Origin of the sequence: Streptomyces sp. NBC_00448 (assembly GCF_036014115.1) — a bacterium.
GTDB lineage: Bacteria > Actinomycetota > Actinomycetes > Streptomycetales > Streptomycetaceae > Actinacidiphila.
This window is the reverse complement of the sequence record NZ_CP107913.1, coordinates 7,843,360-7,868,177: the sequence shown is the minus strand read 5'-3', so window position 1 is coordinate 7,868,177 and position 24,818 is coordinate 7,843,360. Positions and strand designations below refer to the sequence as shown.

Here is a 24,818-nt window from a genome sequence, read left to right as displayed (position 1 = left end):
GGCCGACCCCGCGCGCCCGTTACCGACGGGCAGTACGCGGCACGCGGACCGGCCGCCCGGCGCAGGAACACCCGCGCACCCGAACACCCGCGCACCCGCATCACGCCAGCGCGGGCACCTCCATGGTGAGGACGGGCCGGGCCGCCACCGGGTCGCCGGGCGCGCCGGGCGGAGGCGCGTCGAGGACCGCCGGGACACCCAGCGGCATCGTCAGCGTGGACGCGCAGTGCCCGAAGCCGAACTCCTCGACCACCGGCACCCCGAGCGGCCCGAGCAGGTCCACCAACAGGTCGCGCACCGCGTCGTAGGGCCCGCAGTCCGCCCAGGAACCGAGCACGACCGCACCGACCCCGTCGAACCAGCCGGCCCGCAGCAGTTGGGTGAGGTAGCGGTCGAGGCGGTACGGCTCCTCGCCGACGTCCTCCAGCAGGAGGATGCCGCCGGCCGCCGACGGGCGCGCGTACGGCGTGCCGAGGTCGGCGGCGAGCAGGGACAGGCAGCCGCCGAGGGTGACGCCCTCGGCCCGGCCGGGGACGAGGGTGCGGGCACCGGCCGGGGCCAGCACCTGCACCGTCTCCGGCTCGAACAGGGTGCGCCGCAATCCGTCGCGGGTCGGGGCGTCGTCGAGGAAGGTGGCGGCCGCGGCCATCGGGCCGTGCACGGTGGCCAGGCCGAGCCGGGTGGCGACGGCCTCGTGCAGGGCGGTGATGTCGCTGTAGCCGATGAGCGCCTTCGGGGGCGCGGCCCGCATCTCGTCCCAGTCCAGCAGGTCGACCATCCGCTGCACGCCGTAGCCGCCGCGGGCGCAGAGCACCGCGGTGGTGGTGGGGTCGCACCAGGCGTCCTGGAAGTCGTCCGCCCTGGCCTGGTCGGTGCCGGCGAGGTAGCCGGAGCGGTGGATGTCCAGGACGTGCGGGGCCACTTCCGGCTCCAGGCCCCAGCCGCGCAGCACCTCGACGCCCGCCGCGAGCCGGTCGGCCGGTACTGGTCCGCTGGGGGCCACCACGGAGATCCGGTCGCCCGGGCTGAGCCGGCGCGACCGGATCAGCGCGGGCACGGGGACGCCGACGACGTCCGCGACCCGTCGCAGCCGTTCGGTCATGAGGTCGGCTCCTGCCCGGTCACGTGGTCAGCTCCAGCACCGGCACCCCGGCCGGGGTGAAGCCGAACACCTGGCCGTAGAGCGACAGTTCGGCCTCCAGGCAGGTCACCATGGTGTCGAGCAGGCGGAAGCCGTGGCTCTCGCCGGCGAAGGCGCGGTACGCGTGCGGGATGCCGCGCCCGGCGACGGCGGCGAGGAACCGCTCGCACTGCACCGGCGGGCAGATCACGTCGTCGAGCCCCTGGAGCAGCAGGAACGGCACCCCGATCCGGTCGCTGCGGTTGATCGGCGAGCGGTCGCGGTAGCGCTCGGGCACCTCGTCGACCGGTCCGACCAGCGACTCCAGGTACTGCGACTCGAAGTCGTGGGTCTCGCCGCCCTGCTTCGACCAGCCGAGCAGGTCGAGGATCGGGTAGATCACGGTGCCGCAGGCATAGGTGTCGGTGCTGGTCAGGGCCGCCGCGCTGGTCCAGCCGCCGGCGCTGCCGCCGCGGATGGCGAGCCGGTCCGGATCGGCGGCGCCCTCCGCGACCAGCCCCTGGGCGACCGCGGCGCAGTCCTCGACGTCGACCACGCCCCACTGCTCGCGCAGCCGGTTGCGATACTCGCGGCCGTGGCCGGTGGAGCCGCCGTAGTTGACCTCGGCGACGCCGATGCCGCGCGAGGTGAAGTAGGCGATCTCCAGGTCGAGCACCATCGCCGCGCGGCTGGTCGGCCCGCCGTGCACCCAGATCGCGTACGGCGCGGGGCCGTCGGCGGTGATCTCCGGGTGACGCGGCGGGTAGACGTGGGCGTGCACCTCGCGGCCGTCGGGGCCGGTGAAGGTGCGGGCGACCGGGTCGGGGAGGTACGCGGGGTCGACCGTGTCGTGGTGCGCGTTGCCGATCACGCGGGTGCGGCCGACGGCGGTGTCGAGCTCGACCACCTCGTAGGAGGTGCGGCCGCTCGCGGCGATGCCGATCACCCGGCCACCGGTGGCGGCGAGGGTCGGGTTCCACTCCGTCCACGGGCCGGGGGCGTCGATGACGTCGCCGGTGGCGGTGTCGAGCAGTCCGAGCCGGGGGGCGCCGACGCCGTGCAGCACCGCGATCAGACCGTGCTCCAGCGGCTGGAACCAGCGCTGGCCGAGCTTCCACAGCGCCCCGGCGAACTCCTCCTCGCGCGGGCACAGATTGACCGCGTCGCCGCCCACCGGGTCGACCCGGTGGATGTTCCACCAGCCGGTGCGGTCGGTGGCGGCGAGCAGGGTGCCGTCGGGCGCCCATTCGGCCTGCGAGACGGACTCCTCGGGGCCGCCGATCAGGGTGCGGGCCGGACCGAACACGCCGTCGGCGCCCACGTCGGCGATCCGCAGCTCGGTGCCGTCCCACGGCATGAGCGGGTGGTCCCAGGCGAGCCAGACCGCCCGCGCGCCGTCGGGCGACAGCCGCGGTCCGGTGACGAAGCGGTGGGCGTCGGCGGCCAGTTCGCGTACGGCGCCGCGGTCGTCGGCGGCCGAGCCGTCCAGCGGGACGGCCGCGGGCACCCGGCGCACGTCCGAGGGCCCCTCCCCGGTGAACTCCTCCAGCACGCCCCAGACCTCGCCGCGCTCCGGGCTGATCGTGAGATCGGCCCAGCGCAGACCGCCGCCGACCGTCGAGACCGGGGTGAGCGGGCGCGGCTCGCTCTCCGGCTGGTCGGGGCGGAAGGCGTACAGCCGCTGGTCGAGGTGGTGCGCGAAGACGATCAGCACCGAGCCGTCGAGGACCGCGCCCGCCCAGGGGGTGCCGCCGTACTCGATGACGCGGCTGCGGACGTTCCAGGGTGCGGGCAGCGGGCACTGCTCGGTGCCGTCGGGAAGGCGGCGGATCAGCGCGCGCCGGCCGCCCTCGGCGGGGCGGGGCGAGGTCCACCACACCTCGTCGCCGACGACGCCCACGAACTCCGGGCTGCCGTCGTGCGAGGCGGCGGTGGTGGCGTCGATCGGTGACGGCCAGGTGCCGTAGGCGACGGCCGTCCGGTCGGTGGTGGTCATCGGGTGCCCTCCCCGGTGGTGGCGGCAGCGGTGCCGGTGGTGTGCGCGGCGGGTGCGCCGGTGCGGCGCAGGAAGCGGTCCAGCACCTCGACCCCGAAGTGCAGCGCCTCGACCGGGACATGCTCGTCCACGCCGTGGAAGAGCGCGTTGTAGTCGAAGCCGGGCGGCAGCTTCAGCGGCGAGAAGCCGTAGCCGGCGATGCCGAGCCGGGAGAACTGCTTGGCGTCGGTGCCGCCGGACATGCAGAACGGCAGCACGTGGGCGCCCGGGTCGAAGTGCTCCAGGGACTCGCGCATCGCGGCGAAGGTGGGCGAGTCGACGGGCGCTTCGAGGGCGACCTCGCGGTGGTGGTACTCCCAGTCGACGTCCGGCCCGGTGAGCCGGTCCATGGTGGTGGTGAACTCCTCCTCGCCGCCGGGCAGCACGCGTCCGTCGATGTAGGCGGTGGCGGAGCCGGGGATGACGTTCACCTTGTAACCGGCCTGGAGCATGGTCGGGTTGGAGCTGTTGCGGACGGTCGAGCGGATGAAGGAGGCGGCCGGGCCGAGCTTGGTGAGCAAGGCGTCGATGCTGTTGGGGTCGGTCGCTCCGTCGCCGTCGGTGACGCGGTCGAGGTCGACGTCCACGCCCTGGAGCGCGGACAGTTCGGTGAGTGCGGCGCGCACGGTGTCGCTGAGCCGCAGCGGCCAGCGGTGGTCGCCGATCCGGGCGACGGCGGCGGCGAGCCGGCTGACGGCGTTGTCCGCGTTGACCTTCGAGCCGTGGCCGGCCCGGCCGCGCGCGGTGAGCTTGAGCCAGGCGGTGCCGCGCTCGCCGGCGGCGACCGGGTAGAGCCGCAGGCCGTCGCCCGCGTGGAAGGTGTAGGCGCCGGACTCGCTGATGCCCTCGGTGCAGCCCTCGAAGAGCTCGGGGTGCTTGTCGGCGAGGAATCCGGAGCCGTAGGAGGCGCTGTCCTCCTCGTCGGCGGTGAAGGCGAGCACGATGTCGCGGACCGGGCGGTGGCCCGCCCGGGCCCAGTTGCGGACCGTGGCGAGCACCATCGCGTCCATGTTCTTCATGTCGATGGCGCCGCGGCCCCAGACCACGCCGTCGCGGATCTCGCCGGAGAAGGGGTGCACGCTCCAGTCGGCGGCCTCGGCGGGCACCACATCGAGGTGGCCGTGCACGAGGAGCGCGTCGGCGGACGGGTCGGTGCCGGGGATGCGCGCGACCACGTTGGCCCGGCCGGGGGCGGACTCCAGGATCTGCGGCTCGATGCCGGCGTCGGCGAGTTGCCGCGCGACGTACTCGGCGGCGGGGCGTTCGTTGCCGTCGCCACCGCCGCGGTTGGTGGTGTCGATCCGGATCAGGTCGGAGGTGAAGCGGACCACCTCGTCGAGCGCCTGTGCGTCGACGGACTGCTCAGCCATACTGCTCCTCCACGGCCTGCGAAACGAGTGTGGTGACCGCCTTGAAGGCGCGGATTCCTTCGTACATCGTCGGCAGGGTGTAGGCCACCCGCCGCTCCCCGGTGCGCTCGACGCCGGGTACCACGGTGGCGGCCCCGGCCAGGTGGACCGCGTCGAACTCCAGCTCCACCGTGTACGGCCCGGCGTCGGCGGGTGCGTGCTTGACGGCGAGCGCGGCGGCCTGCTTGGCGGCGGACCGGATGTCGGCGGCGGTGCGCGCGGGCGGGCGGCACACCGCGGCGTACCGCGACACGTAGTCCTTGACGGCGACCGTGTGGGCCTCGGGGGCGTATCCCCGCGCGTCCAGCCCGGTCCGGTCGTCGCCGGTGACGAGCACCACCGGGACGCCGTACTCGGCGACGACCAGGGCGTTGAGCCGGCCCTCGCTGGCCGGCTCGCCGTTGACCCACACGCCGGTGATGGAGTTGGCGAGGTAGGTGTGGGCGAGGACGCCCTCGGTGCCGGCGCCGGTGTGGTACCCGACGAAGGCGATGCCGTCGACGTCGCCGTGCTGGACGCCCTCGACCATCGACAGGTCCTTGTGGCGGCCGGTGAGCATCTGGGCGCGCTCGTCCAGCTTCTCCAGCAGGAGGTTGCGCATGGACCAATGCGCCTCGTTGACAAGGACCTCGTCGGCGCCGCCGTCGAAGAAGCCGGCGATCGCCGCGTTGACGTCGGACGTGAACATATGGCGGCAGCGCTGCCACTGCTCGCTGCCCGGCAGGACGTCGGCCGGCCACGTCACACCGGTCGCGCCTTCCATGTCCGCCGAGATGAGGATCTTCGTCATGAGCGTCACGTTACGCGGCCCCGTGACGGCCGTGCCAGCCCCTCCTCCCAGCCTGTGGATAACTTCAATGGTCCAGACCTCTCGGGCGGGCTGGTCCGATCCCGTCGGCAGCCCCCCACCTCACCCCTTCCGGCCCGCGACCAGCCACTTCGACGGTACCTTCACCCGCTCCCCGGCCGCGTCGAACTCGACGGTCAGCAGGGGTTGTTCACCTTGCGCGAGTATGTCGAGGCCCGCGTCGGAGAAGTAGCCGGGCACCGCCGCGTCGGCCACCTCGCCCGGCGCGACGCCGTGCGAGAAGATCGCCCGGAGTTTCAGCGAAGGACCGGCCGGCGCCGCGGCGAGCGCGCCGAGCACCCCCTTCGCCGCCTCCGCCAGCTCCAGCGCGAAGACCCGGCCGCGCACGCCGGTCAGCTCGGCGATGCCCGCCACCAGTTCGGCCCGGTCCTGCGGCGCGCACTGGTGCAGCACGCCCCGCATGTACACGTTCGCGTCACCGGACTCCGCGTGCAGCCGCCACATCGCCTCGCGGTCGACGGCGTCCAGCACCTCGTAGCCCGCCGCGCCGTGCGGGTCCGCCCGCCGGGCCCTGGCCACGGCCTCCCGCGACAGGTCCGCGCCCACCACCCGGTCGTACCGGCCGGCGAGGAAGCGCGTCTGCGTGCCGTTGCCGCAGCCCAGGTCGACCACTGGCAGCCCCGGGTCGAAGTACCCCTCGAAGTGCGGCAGGTGCAGCGCCGACGCGAGCGCGGGCTCGACGTCCCAGAGCGCCCCGCCCACCTCGTCCGGCACGTCCTTCCAGAAGCTCTCCCAGACCTGCTGGTACTCGCCGGTCACCTTCATGGGTACGCACCTCCGCCGTGGAACCGCCGCATGTCCTCTGCCCGCTACCCGTGTTCACCCCGCGCACGCCCGCGCCCGCGGAGCCGCCCCGCACCTTCTCCCGCTGTGCCCCCGCACACCCCGCAGGAGCCACCCGACTCACCGGCCCCGCGGCAGGGCCAGCTCGCACCAGACCGTCTTCCCGCGGGCGGACCGGCTGGTGCCCCACTCGCGGGCCAGCCGGCTGACGATCCGCATGCCGCGCCCGCCCTCGTCCTCGGCGCCGGCGCTCAGCAGGACCGGCACCGCGTGGTCGTCGTCGCCGACCTCGCACAGCAGGGCGCCCGCCCGCACCAGCCGCAGGCTCACCCGGTCGGTGCGCGCGTGGCGCAGCGCGTTGGTGACCAGCTCGTCGACCAGCAGCTCCGCGGTCTCGCCGATCGCGTCCAGACCCCAGCCGTGCAGCGCCGCCCGGACCAGGCCGCGGGCCCGCGCGGCCTCGCGCGGGTCGTTCGCCAGCTCCCAGGCCGCCACGTCGCCGCGCGGGATGCCGTTGAGCCGCGCCATCAGCAGCGCCACGTCGTCCTTGCGGCCGCCGCGCGGGTTCAGGGCGCGGATGATCGTGTCGCAGGCGTCGTCCATCGACGCGGCCGGGTGAGCGGCGCTCTCGCACAGCGCGGCGAGCCCGGCGCCGATGTCCTGACCGCGCACCTCGACCAGGCCGTCGGTGCACAGCACCAGCCGGTCACCCGGCGCGACCGGCACCCGGACCGTCTCGAAGGCGACCCCGCCGACGCCCAACGGCGCGCCGGTTGGCACCTCCAGCAGCTCGCTGCGCCCGTCGGCGGCGCGCACCAGGACCGGCGGGATGTGTCCGGCGTTGCCGATCAGCAGGTCGGACTCGACCGGGTCGTAGACCGCGTAGAGGCAAGTGGCCAGGTACTGCTCGCCGAGCCGCTGGGCGAGGTCGTCGAGGTTGCGCAGCAGGTGCGCGGGCGGCATGTCGAGCCCGGCCATGGTCTGCACGGCGGTACGGAACTGGCCCATCATCGCGGCCGAGTTCAGGCCGTGCCCCATCACGTCGCCGACCACCAGCGCCAGCCGGGAGCCGGGCAGCTTGATGGTGTCGAACCAGTCGCCGCCGACCCGGCCGAGCCGGGTGCCCGGCAGGTAGCGGGTGGCCACGTCGCAGCCGGGCATGCGCGGCGCGATGTGCGGCAGCATGCTGTCCTGGAGGGTGTCGGCGACGTTCTCCTGGTAGGTGTACATCCGGGCGTTGTCGAGCACGAGCCCGGCGCGGGCGGCGAGTTCGGCGCCCGTGACACGGTCCATGTCGTCGAACGCGGTCCGCTCCCGGTGGCGCAGCAGGATCATGAAGCCGAGCACCACGTCGCGCGCCTTGAGCGGCACCACGAGCATCGAGCGGTGGTTGATCAGCGGGCTGATGTCGCGCTTGGGGAACTGCGCGGCGATCGCGTTGCCCATCTCCTCGCTGATCCGCGGCACCAGGACGGGCTCGCCGGTGGTCATGCAGCGGAAGAACGGGGTCTGCGCCGGGAACGGCATGGACTCGCCGACCGGCACCACGTCGTCCCAGCGGCCCGGCTCGTCGGTGTGCTCGACCGCGACGCGGTACCACATGGTGGTGACGTCGGGCGGGCCGTCCGGGAAGCCCTCGCCGGCCAGCACCTGCTCGCGCAGGTAGGTGCCCGCGACGTCGGTGAAGCGCGGCACGACCGCCGCGCTGACCTCGTCGATGGTGCGGGCCAGGTCCAGGGAGCTGCCGATCCTGCGGCTGACCTCGTTGAGGAACTCCAGGTGCTCGCGGACCGCCGCGTACTCCAGGTCGGGCGCCAGGTCGTCGTCCGCGGCCGAAGTCCGCGTGCCACCGGCCGCCCCGACGACCGCCGATGCGCCGGCGTGCGCTCTTCGCTGCCCCACACCCACACCCACACCCGCTCCCGCCCCCGCGGCGCCGGCATCCGCATCCGCGCCGGCGCGGGCGGCCTCGGCAGCCCGCCGTCTTGCCTCGCGCTCGGCCCGGCGCGGCACGCCCCAGTCCGGGGTGACCGGCACCCGGTCCTGGCGGCTGACCTCCAGCACCGGATACCCCAGCTCCAGCACCTGGGCCACGATCCGGGCGCTGTCCAGCGGGTTCATGCTGGGCAGGATCTCCGGTAACCGCTTGGCGAGCTCGTCGGAGCCCGGGAACTCGGCGAACACCGAGTGCAGCGCGAAGCCCGGCGCGATCCGCTCGAAGACCTCGGCCGGCTCGGGGGCGTCCGCCCCGGCCGCGGCGAGCGCCTCGGGGTCCACCACCCCGGCCTGCACGGCGTCCGCGGCGAGCACCAGCAGCCGCTCGGGCCCCGGGCCGACCAGCGGATACGCCCACCACAGCAGGTCCAGCGGCCGCGCGTCGTCCGCCCCGCCGCTCTCCTCGCCGAGCAGCACGTCCGCATCGCCGAGCGGCCCGCCCGCATCGCCGGCCACGCGGTGCGCCCGGTCGAAGACCCGGGCCCGCCCCGCGGTGGGATACGCGCCCTCGCCGTCTTGGACCGGCTCGGGGTCGTCCTCCACCCAGGCAGCGTCCAGAGCCCCGACCACGGGCAGCACGTCGACCGCCGGGCGGCCGACCGCCTCGTCCCTGGTGGGCCCGAACAGGCGCCTTGCCCCCGTACTCCAGTGGGAGATCTCACCCGCGACATCGACGACCACCACCGCGAGCGGCACCCGGCCGGAAATCACTGGCGGATTGCGGCGGTCCATGGTTCGTTGGGCTCCTTCCCGTGGCAGTCACGGGGGCATGCCCGGGCGCGCCTGAGCTTGTCCCCGGCACATGATCCGCGATGCCGATACCACGGTACGGCCGGACCGGACCAGCAGGGGAGGCAAAGCAGGAAACCGGCGTACGCCCGCACGGGAGCAACCGATCCGAGCGTGCTAGCGTCCAAACCCTGTGTTCGAACTCTTGTCACGGTGGAGTTCGTTCCCGCCGGACGGGACCCCGGCCGGGACACTCCGCACCCGCTACCGGAAGAGGCCACGTGACCACCTGGCAGCCCGCGCGCGTCGCTGTCGTCCGCGGACCGAGGGGCCTGCTGCGACGGGTCGATCTGCGCCACCCGGTGGTCATCGCCACACTGCTGGCCGCCGTGCTGCACGCGGTGTGGGCGCTGTACCTGGCCAAGGACTCGGGCGACATGGCCGCCCAGTACGCGTGGACGGAGTTCATAAGGGCCCACCCCGCCGCGTCGTACAACCTGTCGTGGTACGGCGGCATGCACCCGGCCTCGTACAGCATCCTGTCGCCGTACATCATGGCCGCGCTCGGGGTGCGGATGACCGGAGTGATCGCCGGCACCCTCACCGCGACGTTCTCCGCGGCGCTGCTGATGCGGGCCCGGGTGAAGCGGCCGCTGGTGCCGGTGCTGTGGACGACGTTCGCTCTTTGGGGTGATGTCGTCTCGGGCCGGGTCACCTTCGCGCTGGGCATGCTCTTCGCGGTGGTCGCCACGATGGTGCTCTACCCCGTGGAGCGGGCCGCACGCGGCCGGTCGCCGCGGCTGGTGCTCGCCACGGCCATGGCGGCGTTCGCCACGATGTGCAGCCCGGTCGCCGGGCTCTTCCTGCTCGTGGTCGCCGCCGCGCTGTTCCTGACCGGCCGGCGCAAGGACGCGTACATACTGGCCGCCGCGCCGCCGCTGGTGGTCGGCGCCACCTCGCTGCTCTTCCCCTTCTACGGGGTGCAGCCCTTCAAGTGGTACTTCGCGATAATCCCGTTCGCGGTGTCGGTGGCGATCGCGCTCGCGGTGCCCAAGGCGTGGAAGGCCATCCACCTGGGCTCGTGGGTCTACGCGGCGGGCGTGGTGCTGACCTTCGTCATCCCCTCGCCGATCGGCAGCAACGTCGAGCGGCTCGCGCTGCTGTACGGCGGCACGATACTGCTGATCGTCGCGATGGCGAGCACCTGGGGCACCAAGCGGACGCTGCTGCTGTGGCTGGCCTTCGCCGGGACCGCGTCCTGGCAGATCACGAAGCCGATAGTGGACCAGGTCACCACCTCCTCGGCGACCTCCTCCGTGCAGGCGTCCTCCCTGATCCACGAGTTGCGCACGCTGCGCGCCGACCGCGGCCGGGTCGAGGTGGTACCGCTGCGCTCGCACTGGGAGGCGTCCGGCCTGTCGCCGTACGTCAACCTCGCGCGCGGCTGGAACCGGCAGGCCGACGTGGAGCGCAACCCGCTCTTCTACGACGGGACGCTGACCCCCGACACCTACCGGGACTGGCTGCGCCGCTGGAGCGTCAACTATGTGGTGCTGCCCGCGGCCCAGCCGGACGGCGCGGGCGTCGCCGAGGCGAAGCTGGTGGCGGCGGGACAGCCCTGGATGACCGAGGTGTGGCACGACCCGGACTGGCAGGTCTATTCCGTGACGGGTGCGGACCCGATGGCGGACCCGCCGGCCGTGGTCGACCAGGCCGGTCCCGCCGATCTGACCGTCACGATGCCGAGCAGCGGGTCGGTGCTGCTGCGCATCCCGTGGTCGCCCGTGCTGGGGATCGAGGGGGCCGCCGACAACGACAGCGGGTGCCTCGCGCCCGACGGTGACTGGACGCGGCTGTACGCGCCCAAGGCCGGGACGTACAAGATCGGCGGGACCTACGCGCTGATCCGCGGGACGCAGTGCGACAAGGCGCAGATCCAGGACGGCACCGGCCGCAACCCCTCCTCCGGAGGAGGGTGACCCCTCCACCCGGGCGGCCCGTCCTGTCGGCCCAGGGACCGCCCCCGGTGGTTGATCGCTGGGGGCATCCCCTCTGAGCGCGTCTCCGCGCCCCTTGAGGGTCGGCTTCCTTCCGCGGAAGGAGCCGCACCTTTCTCAAGGGGCGCGGATGACTGCGCGCTCAGCCGCATGCTCACAGCTGGTCCCTGATCCGACAGGACACGGCGCTCGGGAGGGTCCGCCCGGGCCGCCCGCAGGGACTAGTCCGCGTGACCGAGCTGGAGGTCGCGTTCCGTGCGGCCACCCCCGGCGACCTGGAGCACCGTGGCCACCGGCGGGTACCCCGCCGCGATGACGGTGTACTCACCGGCCGCGAGGTCGACGAACCGGAAGTGGCCGTCGGGGCCGGTGGTGACGGAGTCGACGACGTTGCCGGCGGCGTCGAGGAGGGTGACGCGGGCGTCCTCCACCAGGCGGCCCCCGGGCGCGCGGACGATGCCTCGCAGGGAGGCGCCGCCGGCGAGCTCGACGTCCTGGCGGGTCTCTCGGGACGCCTGGACGGTGACGGGGAGGGCGGCCGGCCGGTAGGCGGGCGCGCTGGCCGCGAGGGTGTACTCCCCGGCGACGAGTTCGGTGAGCGCGTAGACGCCCTCGCGGCCGCTGCGGGAGGTGGCCACGACGTCGCCGCGTACGTCGGTGAGCGTGACGATCGCGTCCCGGACCGGGGTGCCGTCGGCGGTGTGGACGGTGCCGGCCAGCCGCCCGGCGCCACCGAGCACGACGTCGAGTTCGACCGGGTGGTCGCCGACGGCGACGGTGACGGCCTGCGGCTGGTGCCCGCCGGCCGCGGCGATCAGGACGTAGCTGCCGGCGCCCGGGGTGCTCAGGGCGTAGCGGCCGTCCTCCGCGGTGGCGCCGCGGCCGACCTGGCGGCCGGAGCCGTCGATGAGGGTGAGGGCGGCGCGGCCCACGGAGGTGCCGTCGGAGTGCTGGACGGTGCCACACACCGGGACGCCGCCCTGGCCGCGCCGGGCACCGGGCACCACCGAGTCGGGTGCGGGACCGCCGGGGGCGATCGTGGCGGTCACGGCGGCGGGGTTCGCGCCGTAGACGGGGTCGTGGCCGGACTCGTAGGGGGTTTCGTACCCGGGGTCGTAACCGGGTTCGTACGCCGCCTGAGCGGCGGGGCCGTGCTGGGTCACCAGGGGTTTCTCCTTGAGCAGGAAGGTGATGAGGAAGCCGAGGACGAGGACCGGCACCAGGTAGAGGAAGATCCGCGGCATGGCGTCGGCGTACGCGTGTACGTATCCGTCGCGCAGGGACGCGGGCAGGGTGCGGACCAGTTGGGGGGTGACCGACTCGGGGTCGGGCAGTTTGACGCCGCGCGGGAGGTCGGCGGCGAGCTGGTGGCTGAGGCGGTTGGCGAAGAGGGTGCCGAAGACCGCGGCGCCGACGGAGCCGCCGATCTGCCGGAAGTAGTTGTTGGCACTGGTCGCGGAGCCGATGTCGGTGGGCTTCACCGAGTTCTGCACGGCGAGCACCAGGACCGGCAGGATCATGCCGATGCCGAGGCCGAGCACCGCCATGTAGACGCTGTACTCGGGGCGCGCGGTGTGGGCGTCCAACCGGGACAGCAGGTACATCCCGATCGCGGACAGGCCGCTGCCGACCAGCGGGAAGACCTTGTAGCGGCCGGTGCGGCTGATGAGCTGCCCGCTGCCGATCGAGGCGACCACGACGCCGAGCATCATCGGGAGCATCAGCAGCCCGGAGCCGGTGGCGCTGGCGCCGTCGACCATCTGGAGAAACGTCGGCAGGTAGCTGGCGGCGCCGAAGAGGGCGACGCCGACCACCGCGCCGATCAGCGCGGTGGTGTTGAACACCCCGTCGCGGAACAGCCGCAGCGGGATGACGGGTTCGGCGGCGAACCGCTCCACGAGGACGAAGAGCAGCACGCACACGACGGTGCCCCCGGCGAGCCCGAGGATCTCCTTGGACCGCCAGCCGTAGGTGGAGCCGCCCCAGGTGGTCAGCAGCACCAGGCAGGTCGAGCCGGCCGCCAGCAGCAGGGCGCCGATCACGTCGAGCCGGGGCCGGGCGGTGGGTTTGGGCAGCTTGAGCACCAGGCTGATCACCACCAGGGTGACCAGGCCGAAGGGCACGTTGATGGAGAAGCACCAGCGCCAGGAGGCGTGGTCGGTGAAGAAGCCGCCCAGCAGCGGCCCCGCGACCGAGGCGACGCCGAACGCGGCGCCGATCAGGCCCATGTACCGGCCGCGTTCGCGGGGCGGCACGATGTCGGCCATGATCGCCTGCACGCCGATCATCAGCCCGCCGCCGCCGATGCCCTGGATCGCGCGGAAGGCGATCAGCTCGTTCATCGTCTGGGACCAGGCGGCGAGCGCCGAACCCACCACGAAGGTCAGGATCGCGAACTGGAAGACGCTCTTGCGGCCGAAGAGGTCGCCGAGCTTCCCGTAGATCGGCAGGCCGATGGTGGAGGAGAGCAGGTAGGCGGTGACGACCCAGGACATCCGGTCCAGGCCGTGCAGTTCGCCGACGATCTTGGGCAGTGCGGTCGCCACGATCATCTGGTCGAGGGCGGCCAGCAGCAGGGCGAGCATCAGCCCGAGGAAGACCAGCCGCAGCCGGCGCGGGGTGAGGGTGTCCGTCTCCCCCTCGGGGCCGGTGGCGGGCACGTCGGGGGGCGGCTGCGCCGCACCGCCCGCCGTGCCGTCCACCGGCCCGGCCTCGCCCAGGACTTCGTCCGGGTGAGGTTCCCCCAGTCGCTCGATCAGCGTGCCGCCACTCACTGCCACTCCCCTCGTCGCACCTGCTCCGCCACCGTCTCCCGCCATGAGGCGACAACGACGGACGGACCCGGCGAGTCTCAGGAAGTTGGCAAAACCACCCTTACTGGTGAATGCTCGCGAAACCGGGCGAGTATCGGGGGAGTTACTGCTCCACCTCGGCGGCGAGCTTGGCGAGCACCTCGTCGTGGATGGCGTTGAGGCCCTTGGGGGCGAACGTCCGCTCGAAGAAGCCGCCGACGCCCGTGGCACCCTGCCAGACGGTCGCGTTGACCACCTTGCTGCGGCCCTCGCCGGCCGGGGTGACGGTCCAGGTGGTCACCATCGAGGAGTTGCGGTCGGTCTCGACGAGCTGCCCGGCGGCGGGCGCGGTGACGTCGAAGAGGCACTCGCGCACACGCTTGCTGGTCGCCTGGAGCTTCCAGTGCACGACGGTGCCGGCGCCCTCCCCGCCCTCGCGGACCTCGTACTCGCTGTACTGACCGGGCAGGACCCGGCCGCGGGTGCCGGCGTAGTCGGCCAGGGCGGCGAACACCCGCTCCGGCTCCGCCGCGACGATCCGCTCCGTGGTGGCCTCGACCAGCGCCATGACTTCTCCTCGGGTCCATGCCCCTGCGGGCATCGGGGTGCTTGGTGCGCGCGCTTCCTCACGCGACACACCAGCCAACCACACTCGCTTATCGAATCTGTGTTCTATTGTGGGTGGCGGGGCGGCCATCGGACCGCCCGTGGGGGCCGGACGACGGAAGGAGGGCGCGATGCGCTGGGACGGGCTGAACGCCGAGGACTCCGCGGGTGCGCTCTTCGGGACCTCGGCGGTGACGACGCGGACCTTCGACACCCCTGGATTCCGCGGCATCACCTTCCACGAGGTGCGAGCCCGCTCGATCCTCAACCGGGTGCCCGGCACCTCCCGGATGAGGTTCGAGTGGACGCTCAACCCGTACCGCGGCTGCTCGCACGCCTGCGTCTACTGCTTCGCCCGCAAGACGCACAGCTACCTCGACCTGGACACCGGACTCGGCTTCGACTCGCAGATCGTGGTCAAGGTCAACGCGCCGGAGCTGCTGCGCCGCGAACTGGCCGCGCCGCGCTGGCAGGGCGAGCACGTCGCCATGGGCACCAACGTGGACTGCTACCAGCGGGCCGAGGGCCGCTACCAGCTGATGCCCGGCATCCTCACCGCGCTGCGCGACCGGGCGAACCCGTTCTCGATCCTCACCAAGGGTTCGCTGATCCTGCGCGACCTCGAACTGGTGCGGCAGGCCGCGAGCGTCACCGATGTGTCCATAGCACTGTCGATCGGCTTCCTGGACGGGGAGTTGTGGCGCAGCGTGGAACCGGGCACGCCTTCCCCCGAGACGCGACTGGCGGTCTGCCGCACCCTGAGCGAGAACGGCATACCCGTGGGGGTGCTGATGGCGCCGGTGCTGCCCTTCCTCAGCGACTCCCCCGCGCAGTTGCGCGCGACGGTCCGGGCGATCGCCGCGGCCGGCGCCACCTCCGTGACGCCCCTGGTGCTGCATCTGCGGCCGGGCGCGCGGGAGTGGTACACCGCGTGGCTCCGGCAGCACCACCCCCACCTGGTGCGGCGGTACGAAGCGCTCTACGCGGGCGGTGCGTACGCGCCGAAGTGGTACCAGCGGCGGATCACCCGGCAGGTGCACGAGTTCGCGGCGGAGTTCGGCTGCGGCCCGGCCCGGCCCGGGGCGATGCGCGGGCGGCCGGCGCCCGGGGACGACGCCGAGGAGACGGTGGAGCGCGCCGCCGGAGCACCCGGCGCGGGGCCGGGGCGGGAGTCGGAGGGGGAGCCGGGGTCGGGGCCGGGTCCGGAGAACACCCAGCTCACCCTGTTGTGAACTGCCTAGAATGCGGGGCATGGTGCGGATCAGGACGATGACCGAGCCGGACGTGCCGGCCGTGTCGGCGATCCGGGTCCGCGGCTGGCAGCACGCGTACGCCGGGATGGTGCCGCAGAGCCACCTCGACGCGATGGACCCGGCCGACGACGCGGCGCGGCGACGGGAGTGGTTCGTACGCTCGGCGGGGCGGGTGCACAACCTGGTGGCCGAGGAGGCCGCCGCCGACGGCACCGGGCCCGTGATCGGCTGGGCCGCCTTCGGGCCGTACCGGGGCGAGGACACCGGTGCGACGACCGGGGAGTTGTACGCGCTGTACGTACGACCGGACCGGATCGGCACCGGCGCCGGCCGCGCGCTCACCGCGGAGGTGGTCCGCCGCTCGGCCGAACTCGGCCGCACCCGGCTGGCGTTGTGGGTCCTCACCGACAACGTACGGGCCCGCCGCTTCTACGCCGCCGCCGGCTTCTCACCCGACGGCGCGACCATGACCGAGCTGTACGACGGCGTCCCGGTCGAGGAGACGCGTTACACCCGCTCGCTGCCGTAGGGCGGGCCCGAACGGGCGCCACGCGCCCTACGGTTCGCCGCGACCCGTAAGGTCGGTCGCGCACCGCCTCCTTGACGCGCCCGCCTCCTTGCCGCGGCTCGCCCGGCACGTCGCCCACAGCCGCTCATCTGTCACGCGCCGAAATCACCTGTGCAAAGGACTGGCGGCCAAGTTACCCGCGAGTTACTCTCGGAGGACGCGCCAGGCGGCCGGTGAACCGACCGCTCGGCGGATGCCGTTGTCGGTTCGGCACTGTGCGGCGTGGCCCCGGGACAGGGTCCGCCGGCTCGCGCGGGCGCGCACACGCACCGCTTCCGCGGTCAGGCCCGCGACTCCACTCATCCCTCTGCCGTGCGCCCGCGCGCTGCGCGGCGCGGCTCTTGCCACTCCTGGAGTCACGCGATGGACCGTCCCTCCGCTTCTTCCGCGACCGCATCGAACACGCCGACCGCACCGACCGCCGAATCCGCGATCGCGTCCGCGTCCGAACTGCCGCTCCTCCCCTCCGTGGTGGCCGTGGTCGGCCTGGGCACCATGGGCACCGGCATCGCCGAAGTGCTGGCCTGCGCCGGCCACGAGGTGGTCGGTGTCGACATCGACGACGCTGCCGCCCGCCGGGCCGTCACCGCCCTGGAGGCCCGCACGGCCCGCCAGGTCGAGCGCGGCCGGCTGACCCCGGCCGAGCGGGACGACGTGCTCGCACGCTTCCGTGTCTTCCCCGAACTGCGGGCGGCCGCCGCGGCCGACCTGGTGATCGAGGTCGTCTCCGAGCGGTACGACGTCAAGCGCGAGGTGTTCACCGCGCTGGACCGTATCGCCAAGCCGGAGGCGATCCTCGCCACCGGCACCAACGCGCTGTCGGTGACCCGGCTGGCGGCGGAGACCGGGCGGCCCGACCGCGTGCTCGGCCTGCACTTCTTCGCGCCCGCGCAGGCGATGAAGCTGGTCGAGGTGGTCTCCACGGTGCTGACGGCGCCCGAGGCGACCCGCACGGTGACCGCGCTGGTGCGCAGCCTGGGCAAGGAGCCGGTGCCGGTCGGCGACCGCGCGGGCTTCATCGCGGACGGCCTGCTGTTCGGATACCTGAACCAGGCGGCGGCGATGTACGAGGCGCGGTACGCCACCCGGGAGGACATCGACGCGGCGATGAGGCTCGGCTGCGGGCTGCCGATGGGCCCGCTGGCGCTGCTCGACCTGATCGGCGTGGACACCGCCACCACCGTGCTGGAGGCGATGTACGAGGCGAGCAGGGACCGGCTGCACGCACCCGCGCCGGTGCTGCGGCAGCTCACGGCGGCGGGGTTGCTGGGCCGCAAGTCGGGGCGCGGCTTCTACAGCTACGAGTCCCCCGGCTCGGGCGCGGTCGTGCCGGACGCCGAGACGCCCCGCAAGCGCGGCGGGGGCGCGCAGGGCCGTACGGTGCACACGGTCGGCGTGGCCGGCTCCGGCACCATGGCCACCGGCATCGCGGAGGTCTTCGCGAAGGCCGGGTTCGAGGTGGCGCTGGCGGCCAGGACGCCGGAGAAGGCGGCGCGGGCGCTGGCCCGGCTGACGGCCTCCCTGGACCGTTCGGTGGCCAAGGGGCGGCTCACCGCGGAGCAGCGCGACGCGGCGGTGGCGCGGGTGACGCCGGCCGGGTCGTACGACGCCTTCGCGGACGCCGACCTTGTGGTCGAGGCGGTCGCGGAGGACCTGTACGTGAAGCAGGAGTTGTTCCGGGTGTTCGACAAGGTCTGCCGGCCGGGCGCGGTGCTGGCGACCACCACGTCCTCGCTGCCGGTGGTGGCGATCGCGCGGGCCACCGGGCGCCCGCAGGACGTGGTCGGCCTGCACTTCTTCAACCCGGCGCCGGCGATGAAGCTGGTCGAGGTGGTGCGGACCGTGCTGACCTCGGACGACGTGGTGGCGACCGCGCACGAGGTGAGCGGCGCGCTGCGCAAGCACCCGGTGGACTGCGGCGACCGGGCCGGCTTCATCGTCAACGCCCTGCTCTTCCCGTACCTGAACAACGCGGTGAAGATGGTCCAGGACCACTACGCGACCGTCGACGCGATCGACGCCGCGATGAAACTGGGCGGCGGCTACCCGATGGGCCCGTTCGAACTCCTCGACGTGGTCGGCCTGGACGTGTCGCTGGCGATCGAGCAGGTCCTGCACGACGAGTTCCGCGACCCGGGCCTGGCCCCCGCCCCGCTCCTGGAACACCTGGTCTCAGCGGGCTGCCTCGGCCGCAAAACCGGCCGCGGCTTCCGTGAGTACGCCCGCTGAGCGGCACGCCCTTCGGCTCGATGGCTACACGGGCGCAGCCGTACGACGGCTCGGCGGCCGAAGGGCTCGCCGTCGATCACCGGCTGCCGCTCGTGTTACGTTCCCCGCATGCCGCAGCCTGTGAAGTCCGCCACCGACACCGCCAGCGGGCGCCGTGCGGCCGCTCAGCGCCACCGGGTACGGCAGGACCTCGCGTCGGCGGCCATGCGGCTGTTCGCGACGCAGGGGTACGAGGCCACGACCGTCGACGAGATCGCCGCGAGCGCCGGGGTGGCCCGGCGCACCTTCTTCCGGCACTTCCGGTCGAAGGAGGAGGCGATCTTCCCGGACCACGACGACACCCTGGTCCGGGTGCAGGCGGTGCTGGACTCCGCCGACCCGCACGAACACCCGCTGGACACGGTCTGCCGGGGCATCACCGAGGTGCTGCGGATGTACGCGAACGTGCCCGAGGTGTCGGTCGAGCGCTACCGGCTCACCCGCGAGGTGCCCACCCTGCGGGAGCGGGAGATCGCCTCGGTGGCCCGCTACGAGCGGCTGTTCACCCGCTACCTGCTGGGCCACTTCGACGAGGGCGCGCACCGCGACGGCGACGACGACCCGCTGCTCGCCGAGGTCGCCGCCTCCGCGGTGGTCGCCGCCCACAACCACGTGCTGCGGCGCTGGCTTCGGGCGGACGGCAAGGGCGACGTGGAGGCGCAGCTCGACCACGCCTTCGACGTGATCAAGGCGACGTTCGGCACCGGCATCGGGGCGGGGCGGATACCGTCCCGGGCCGGCACCGGCAGCGCCACGGCCGTCTCGCGGCAGGGCGAGGTGGTGGTCGCGGTGGCCCGTACGGACGCCTCCCCCGCGGAGATCCTGCGCAGCATCGAGGAGGCGCTGCGCAAGGCGTAGCGCCCGTCCGCCCCGTTCCCCCCGCTTTCCCCTCGCACATCGACCGCTGACACGGCCGCCCGGCGCCATCCGGGCGGCCGTTCGCATGCCGGGTGCCGGCGGATGCGGCGGGTGGCGTTCGCGTTGCTCGTCTGTACCGCCGGGGTGACACTTGAGAGAAAATTAGTGGCACGCAGTGTCTTTACGACTGGCACGCAGTGCCATACCGTATCCGTAGTCCGGGCACTGTCCCCCAGGCCCGGCCGGGAATCTCATCTGTTCGCCGAACCGACGACGGCACCTCCATCCCATCGACACCGCGTTCCCTGAACGAGCGTTGCCGCAGAGCGTGCGCACGCGCAGAACGCTTCGCCGGAGGCGAGTCACATGACGACGAGTTCCACGAAGGAAGTCCTGGACGCGATCCAGGCACCGGACGCCACCGCCGCCGACTTCGCGGCCCTGCCGCTGCCGGCGTCGTACCGCGCCATCACCGTGCACAAGGACGAGGCGGAGATGTTCGCCGGGCTGGAGTCCCGCGACAAGGACCCGCGCACCTCGCTGCACCTGGACGAGGTGCCGGTGCCCGAACTCGGCCCGGGCGAGGCCCTGGTCGCGGTCATGGCCAGCTCGGTCAACTACAACTCGGTGTGGACCTCGATCTTCGAGCCGGTCCCCACCTTCGCCTTCCTGGAGCGCTACGGCCGCCTGTCGCCGCTCGCCGAGCGGCACGACCTGCCGTACCACGTGATCGGCTCCGACCTGTCGGGCGTGGTGCTGCGCACCGGGCCGGGCGTGAACAAGTGGCACCCCGGCGACCGGGTGGTGGCGCACTGCCTGAGCGTGGAGTTGGAGTCCGCCGACGGGCACAACGACACGATGCTCGACCCGGAGCAGCGGATCTGGGGCTTCGAGACCAACTTCGGCGGGCTGGCGGAGATCGCGCTGGTCAAGTCGAACCAGCTGATGCCCAAGCCCGCGCACCTCACCTGGGAGGAGGCCGCCGCACCCGGGCTGGTCAACTCCACCGCCTACCGGCAGCTGGTCTCCCGCAACGGCGCCGACATGAAGCAGGGCGACAACGTGCTGATCTGGGGCGCGAGCGGCGGACTCGGGTCGTACGCCACGCAGTTCGCGCTGGCCGGCGGCGCCAACCCGGTCTGCGTGGTGAGCAGCCCGCAGAAGGCGGAGATCTGCCGGCGGATGGGGGCCGACGCGATCATCGACCGCTCGGCCGAGGGGTACCGGTTCTGGAAGGACGAGCACCACCAGGACCCGCGCGAGTGGAAACGATTCGGCGCCCGCATCCGGGAGTTGACCGGCGGCGAGGACGTGGACATCGTCTTCGAGCACCCCGGCCGCGAGACGTTCGGCGCGTCGGTCTACGTCACCCGCAAGGGCGGCACCGTCGTGACCTGCGCCTCCACCAGCGGCTACACGCACGAGTACGACAACCGCTATCTGTGGATGAGCCTCAAGCGCATCGTCGGCTCGCACTTCGCCAACTACCGTGAGGCGTGGGAGGCCAACCGCCTGGTCGCCAAGGGCAAGATCCACCCCACCCTGTCGCGCACCTACAGCCTGGAGGAGACCGGCCAGGCCGCCTACGACGTGCACCGCAACCTGCACCAGGGCAAGGTCGGCGTTCTCGCGCTCTCCCCGCGCGAGGGCCTGGGCGTCACCGACCCCGAACTGCGCGAGCGCCACCTGCCCGCCATCAACCTGTTCCGGAACGCGTGAGTGGGGGGTACCAGTGACGACCGAACAGAAGAAGCGGGACCGGGACCGGCCGTGGTTGATGCGGACGTATGCCGGGCACTCGACCGCTGAGGCGTCCAACGCGCTGTACCGGCGGAACCTGGAGAAGGGGCAGACCGGGCTGTCGGTGGCGTTCGACCTGCCGACCCAGACCGGCTACGACCCCGACCATGTGCTGGCGCTCGGCGAGGTGGGCCGGGTGGGGGTGCCGGTGTCCCATCTGGGCGACATGCGGCGGCTGTTCCAGGACATCCCGCTGGAGCGCATGAACACCTCGATGACGATCAACGCCACCGCGATGTGGATGCTCGCGCTCCTCCAGGTGGTCGCCGAGGAGCAGGGCGCCGACATCACCACGCTGCAGGGCACCACGCAGAACGACATCGTCAAGGAGTACCTGTCCCGCGGCACCCACGTCTTCCCGCCCGGCCCCTCGCTGCGGCTGACCACGGACATGATCACGTACGCGGTCAACCACATCCCGAAGTGGAACCCGATCAACATCTGCAGCTACCACCTCCAGGAGGCCGGGGCCACCCCGGTCCAGGAGATCGCGTACGCGATGTCCACCGCGATCGCCGTGCTGGACGCGGTGTTCGCCTCCGGGCAGATCCCGCGGGAGCGGCACGGCGACGTGGTCGCGCGGATCTCCTTCTTCGTCAACGCGGGCGTGCGGTTCGTCGAGGAGATGTGCAAGATGCGCGCCTTCGGCCGGATCTGGGACACCGTCACCCGCGAGCGGTACGGCGTTCAGGACCCGAAGCAGCGCAGGTTCCGCTACGGCGTGCAGGTCAACTCGCTGGGCCTGACCGAGGCGCAGCCGGAGAACAACGTCCAGCGGATAGTGCTGGAGATGCTGGCCGTCACGCTGTCGAAGGACGCCCGCGCCCGCGCGGTGCAACTCCCGGCGTGGAACGAGGCGTTGGGCCTGCCCCGTCCCTGGGACCAGCAGTGGAGCCTGCGTATCCAGCAGGTGCTGGCGCACGAGAGCGACCTGCTGGAGTACGACGACATCTTCGCCGGGAGCCATGTGATCGAGGCGAAGGTCGCCGAACTGGTCGAGCAGGCCACCGCGGAGATGGCGCACATCGCCGAACTGGGCGGGGTGATGGACGCGGTGGAGTCCGGCTACCTCAAGTCGCAGCTGGTGGCCGCGCACGCCGAGCGGCGGGCCAGGATCGAGTCCGGCGAGGAGAAGATCGTCGGCGTCAACGTCTACGAGTCCACGGAGCCCAACCCGCTCACCGCGGACCTGGACCGGGCGATCATGACGGTGGACCCGGCCGGTGAGGCCCGCGTGGTGGCCGCGCTGCACGACTGGCGGATCGCCCGCGACCAGCCGCGGACCGACAAGGCGCTCGCCGAGCTGCGGGCCGCCGCCGTCGGCGCCGAGAACCTGATGCCCGCCACCTTGGAGTGCGCGCGGGCCGGGGTGACCACCGGCGAGTGGTCGTCGGCGCTGCGCGACGTGTTCGGCGAGTTCCGCGCGCCGACCGGGGTGAGCAGCGCGCCGGTCGCGGTCACCGCCGACGCCGGTGGCGAACTGGCCGACGTACGGCGGAAGGTGGCGCGGACCGCGGCGGAGCTGGGCGACGGGCGGCTGCGGCTGCTGGTCGGCAAGCCGGGCCTGGACGGGCACTCCAACGGCGCCGAGCAGATCGCGGTACGCGCCCGCGACGCCGGCTTCGAGGTGGTCTACCAGGGGATCAGGCTGACCCCCGAGCAGATCGTCTCCGCGGCGGTCGCCGAGGACGTGCACTGCGTGGGTCTGTCGATCCTGTCCGGGTCGCACGCCGCGCTGGTGCCGGACGTGCTCGCGCGGCTGCGGCGGGCCGGGGTGGACGACGTGCCGGTGGTGGTCGGCGGCATCATCCCGGCCGCGGACGCGGAGGAACTGCGCGCGGCCGGTGTGGCGGCCGTCTTCACGCCGAAGGACTTCGGTATCACCGTGATCATCGGCCGGATCGTGGACGAGATCCGGCGAGCGAACAAGCTGGAGGTATGACTGTGCAGTTCGGGCGCACCTACGAGGAGTTCGAGATCGGTGCGATCTACAAGCACTGGCCCGGCAAGACGGTCACCGAGTACGACGACCACCTCTTCTGCCTGCTCACCATGAACCACCACCCGCTCCACATGGACGCGAACTACGCGGAGCACACCACGGACTTCGGCCGCAACGTGGTGGTCGGCAACTACGTCTACTCGCTGTTGCTGGGCATGTCCGTGCCCGACGTGTCGGGGAAGGCGATCGCCAACCTGGAGGTCGCGTCGCTGCGGCACGTGGCGCCGACCTTCCACGGCGACACGATCTACGGCGAGACCACCGTGCTCGACAAGCGGCCGTCGAAGTCGAAGGACGACCGCGGCATCGTCGAGGTGGAGACCCGCGGCTACAAGCAGGACGGCACCCTGGTCTGCGTCTTCCGCCGCAAGGTGATGGTGCCGACCGCTTCGTACGTCAAGGAGCGCGGCGGCGAGCAGCCCGGGCGCCCCGAACCCGCCGCCACCGTGACCGGCACCGCGACAGCCCCCACGACCGCCACCACGACCGGCACCGACTCCCGGGGAGGGAAGTGACATGGCCGAGCGCCTCGCGCAGACCGATGGCCTGACCGACGTCCAGCAGGAGATCCTCGCCACCGTGCGCTCCTTCGTGGACAAGGAGATCCTGCCCGTCGCCACCGAACTGGAGCACCGCGACGAGTACCCGACCGAGATCGTCGCGGGCCTGAAGGACCTCGGCATCTTCGGCCTGATGATCCCCGAGGAGTACGGCGGGCTCGGCGAGTCACTGCTGACGTACGCGCTGACCGTGGAGGAGATCGCCCGCGGCTGGATGAGCGTGTCCGGCATCATCAACACGCATTTCATCGTCGCCTACATGATCAAGCAGCACGGCACGCAGGAGCAGAAGGACTACTTCCTGCCGAAGATGGCGACCGGCGACGTGCGCGGAGCGTTCTCGATGTCGGAGCCGGGGCTCGGCTCCGACGTGTCCGCGATCCGCACCAAGGCGGTCCGCGAGGGCGACGCGTACGTCATCAACGGGCAGAAGATGTGGCTCACCAACGGCGGCTCGGCGAACCTCGTGGCCGTGCTGTGCCGCACCGACGAGGGGCAGCCGCAGGACGCGCCGGCGCACCGGTCGATGACCACCTTCCTGATCGAGAAGGAACCCGGCTTCGGCCCGAACCCGAAGGTCTCCGGGCTCACCGTGCCCGGGAAGATCGAGAAGATGGGCTACAAGGGCGTCGACACCACCGAGCTGATCCTGGAGGACGTCCGCATCCCGGCCGACCGTGTGCTCGGCGGGGACAGCGGCCGCGGCTTCTACCAGATGATGGACGGCGTCGAGGTGGGCCGGGTGAATGTCGCCGCGCGCGGCTGCGGAGTCGCCCGCCGGGCCTTTGAGCTGGGCATTTCCTATGCGCAGCAGCGGCACACCTTCGGTAAGGCGATCGCCGAGCACCAGGCGATCCAGTTCAAGCTGGCCGAGATGGCCACCAAGGTCGAGGCCGCCCACCAGCTGATGGTGAACGCCGCCCGCAAGAAGGACTCCGGCGAGCGGAACGACCTGGAGGCGGGCATGGCCAAATACCTCGCCTCCGAGTACTGCAAAGAGGTCGTGGAGGACGCCTTCCGCATCCACGGCGGTTACGGCTTCTCCAAGGAATACGAGATCGAGCGGCTGTACCGCGAGGCGCCCATGCTGCTGATCGGCGAAGGGACCGCCGAGATCCAGAAAATGATCATCGGACGGCGGCTGTTGGAGGAGTACCGTGTCCAAGGCTGAATGT

General features: G+C 72.5%; 17 protein-coding genes. 9 read left to right on the top strand and 8 right to left on the bottom strand.

The genetic code is table 11. The annotated features are described in order from the left end of the window. Window positions 1-100: 100 nt before the first annotated feature. The 6 genes from OG370_RS33910 to OG370_RS33885 form a co-directional block, all read right to left on the bottom strand. Complete coding sequence (locus OG370_RS33910; protein ID WP_328471035.1) at window positions 101-1,102, bottom strand: S66 peptidase family protein; 1,002 nt, start codon at window positions 1,100-1,102, stop codon at window positions 101-103. A 19-nt stretch (window positions 1,103-1,121) separates the two neighbouring features. Beyond that, on the bottom strand, window positions 1,122-3,116 hold the full coding sequence (locus OG370_RS33905) for a prolyl oligopeptidase family serine peptidase (RefSeq protein WP_328471033.1): 1,995 nt from the start codon (window positions 3,114-3,116) through the stop codon (window positions 1,122-1,124). Continuing rightward, the gene (locus OG370_RS33900; RefSeq protein WP_328471031.1) at window positions 3,113-4,525 is read right to left on the bottom strand and encodes a M20/M25/M40 family metallo-hydrolase; all 1,413 of its coding nucleotides are present in this window, start codon (window positions 4,523-4,525) and stop codon (window positions 3,113-3,115) included. Before OG370_RS33900 ends, OG370_RS33905 begins: the two co-directional genes overlap by 4 nt. Then, entirely contained in the window at window positions 4,518-5,354 is an 837-nt protein-coding gene (locus OG370_RS33895; protein ID WP_328471029.1) for a M55 family metallopeptidase, read from the bottom strand. Before OG370_RS33895 ends, OG370_RS33900 begins: the two co-directional genes overlap by 8 nt. A gap of 120 nt (window positions 5,355-5,474) precedes the next feature. Then, window positions 5,475-6,197: a methyltransferase domain-containing protein gene (locus tag OG370_RS33890; RefSeq protein WP_328471027.1), complete on the bottom strand. Its 723-nt coding sequence runs from the start codon at window positions 6,195-6,197 to the stop codon at window positions 5,475-5,477. Between the two features lie 138 nt (window positions 6,198-6,335). Next, a complete protein-coding gene (locus OG370_RS33885) occupies window positions 6,336-8,942 on the bottom strand; it encodes an ATP-binding SpoIIE family protein phosphatase (RefSeq protein ID WP_328471025.1) in 2,607 nt (868 codons plus the stop codon). Between the two features lie 278 nt (window positions 8,943-9,220). Here OG370_RS33885 and OG370_RS33880 point away from each other — a divergent pair, with 278 nt between their 5' ends. Then, window positions 9,221-10,918 (top strand): MFS transporter, encoded by a 1,698-nt coding sequence (locus OG370_RS33880; RefSeq protein WP_328471023.1) that lies wholly within the window; start codon window positions 9,221-9,223, stop codon window positions 10,916-10,918. Between the two features lie 239 nt (window positions 10,919-11,157). On the opposite strand, the gene OG370_RS33875 is transcribed toward OG370_RS33880, so the two are convergent. Together OG370_RS33875 and OG370_RS33870 are read right to left on the bottom strand one after the other, a co-directional pair. Beyond that, the gene (locus tag OG370_RS33875; RefSeq protein WP_443060796.1) at window positions 11,158-13,755 is read right to left on the bottom strand and encodes an MFS transporter; all 2,598 of its coding nucleotides are present in this window, start codon (window positions 13,753-13,755) and stop codon (window positions 11,158-11,160) included. A 97-nt stretch (window positions 13,756-13,852) separates the two neighbouring features. Then, entirely contained in the window at window positions 13,853-14,296 is a 444-nt protein-coding gene (locus tag OG370_RS33870) for an SRPBCC family protein (protein ID WP_328471021.1), read from the bottom strand. Between the two features lie 169 nt (window positions 14,297-14,465). Between OG370_RS33870 and OG370_RS33865 the strand changes: the two genes are divergently transcribed. The 8 genes from OG370_RS33865 (at window position 14,466) to OG370_RS33830 (ending at window position 24,814) form a co-directional block, all read left to right on the top strand. Continuing rightward, window positions 14,466-15,566 (top strand): Rv2578c family radical SAM protein, encoded by a 1,101-nt coding sequence (locus OG370_RS33865; protein WP_328471019.1) that lies wholly within the window; start codon window positions 14,466-14,468, stop codon window positions 15,564-15,566. A 19-nt stretch (window positions 15,567-15,585) separates the two neighbouring features. Beyond that, window positions 15,586-16,116, top strand: a complete 531-nt coding sequence (locus OG370_RS33860; protein WP_328471017.1) for a GNAT family N-acetyltransferase — start codon at window positions 15,586-15,588, stop codon at window positions 16,114-16,116. A gap of 534 nt (window positions 16,117-16,650) precedes the next feature. Continuing rightward, window positions 16,651-18,384, top strand: coding sequence for a 3-hydroxyacyl-CoA dehydrogenase family protein (locus OG370_RS33855; RefSeq protein WP_443060915.1), 1,734 nt, complete (start codon window positions 16,651-16,653; stop codon window positions 18,382-18,384). Between the two features lie 108 nt (window positions 18,385-18,492). Beyond that, on the top strand, window positions 18,493-19,281 hold the full coding sequence (locus OG370_RS33850; RefSeq protein WP_328471013.1) for a TetR family transcriptional regulator: 789 nt from the start codon (window positions 18,493-18,495) through the stop codon (window positions 19,279-19,281). Window positions 19,282-19,647: 366 nt separating this feature from the next. Further along, window positions 19,648-21,000 (top strand): crotonyl-CoA carboxylase/reductase, encoded by a 1,353-nt coding sequence (gene ccrA, locus OG370_RS33845; RefSeq protein WP_328471011.1) that lies wholly within the window; start codon window positions 19,648-19,650, stop codon window positions 20,998-21,000. Between the two features lie 13 nt (window positions 21,001-21,013). Beyond that, window positions 21,014-23,023 (top strand): protein meaA, encoded by a 2,010-nt coding sequence (locus tag OG370_RS33840; RefSeq protein WP_328471009.1) that lies wholly within the window; start codon window positions 21,014-21,016, stop codon window positions 23,021-23,023. 2 nt (window positions 23,024-23,025) lie between these two features. After that, window positions 23,026-23,598, top strand: a complete 573-nt coding sequence (locus OG370_RS33835; RefSeq protein ID WP_328474680.1) for a MaoC family dehydratase — start codon at window positions 23,026-23,028, stop codon at window positions 23,596-23,598. Between the two features lies 1 nt (window position 23,599). After that, on the top strand, window positions 23,600-24,814 hold the full coding sequence (locus OG370_RS33830; RefSeq protein WP_328471007.1) for an acyl-CoA dehydrogenase family protein: 1,215 nt from the start codon (window positions 23,600-23,602) through the stop codon (window positions 24,812-24,814). Window positions 24,815-24,818: the final 4 nt, after the last annotated feature.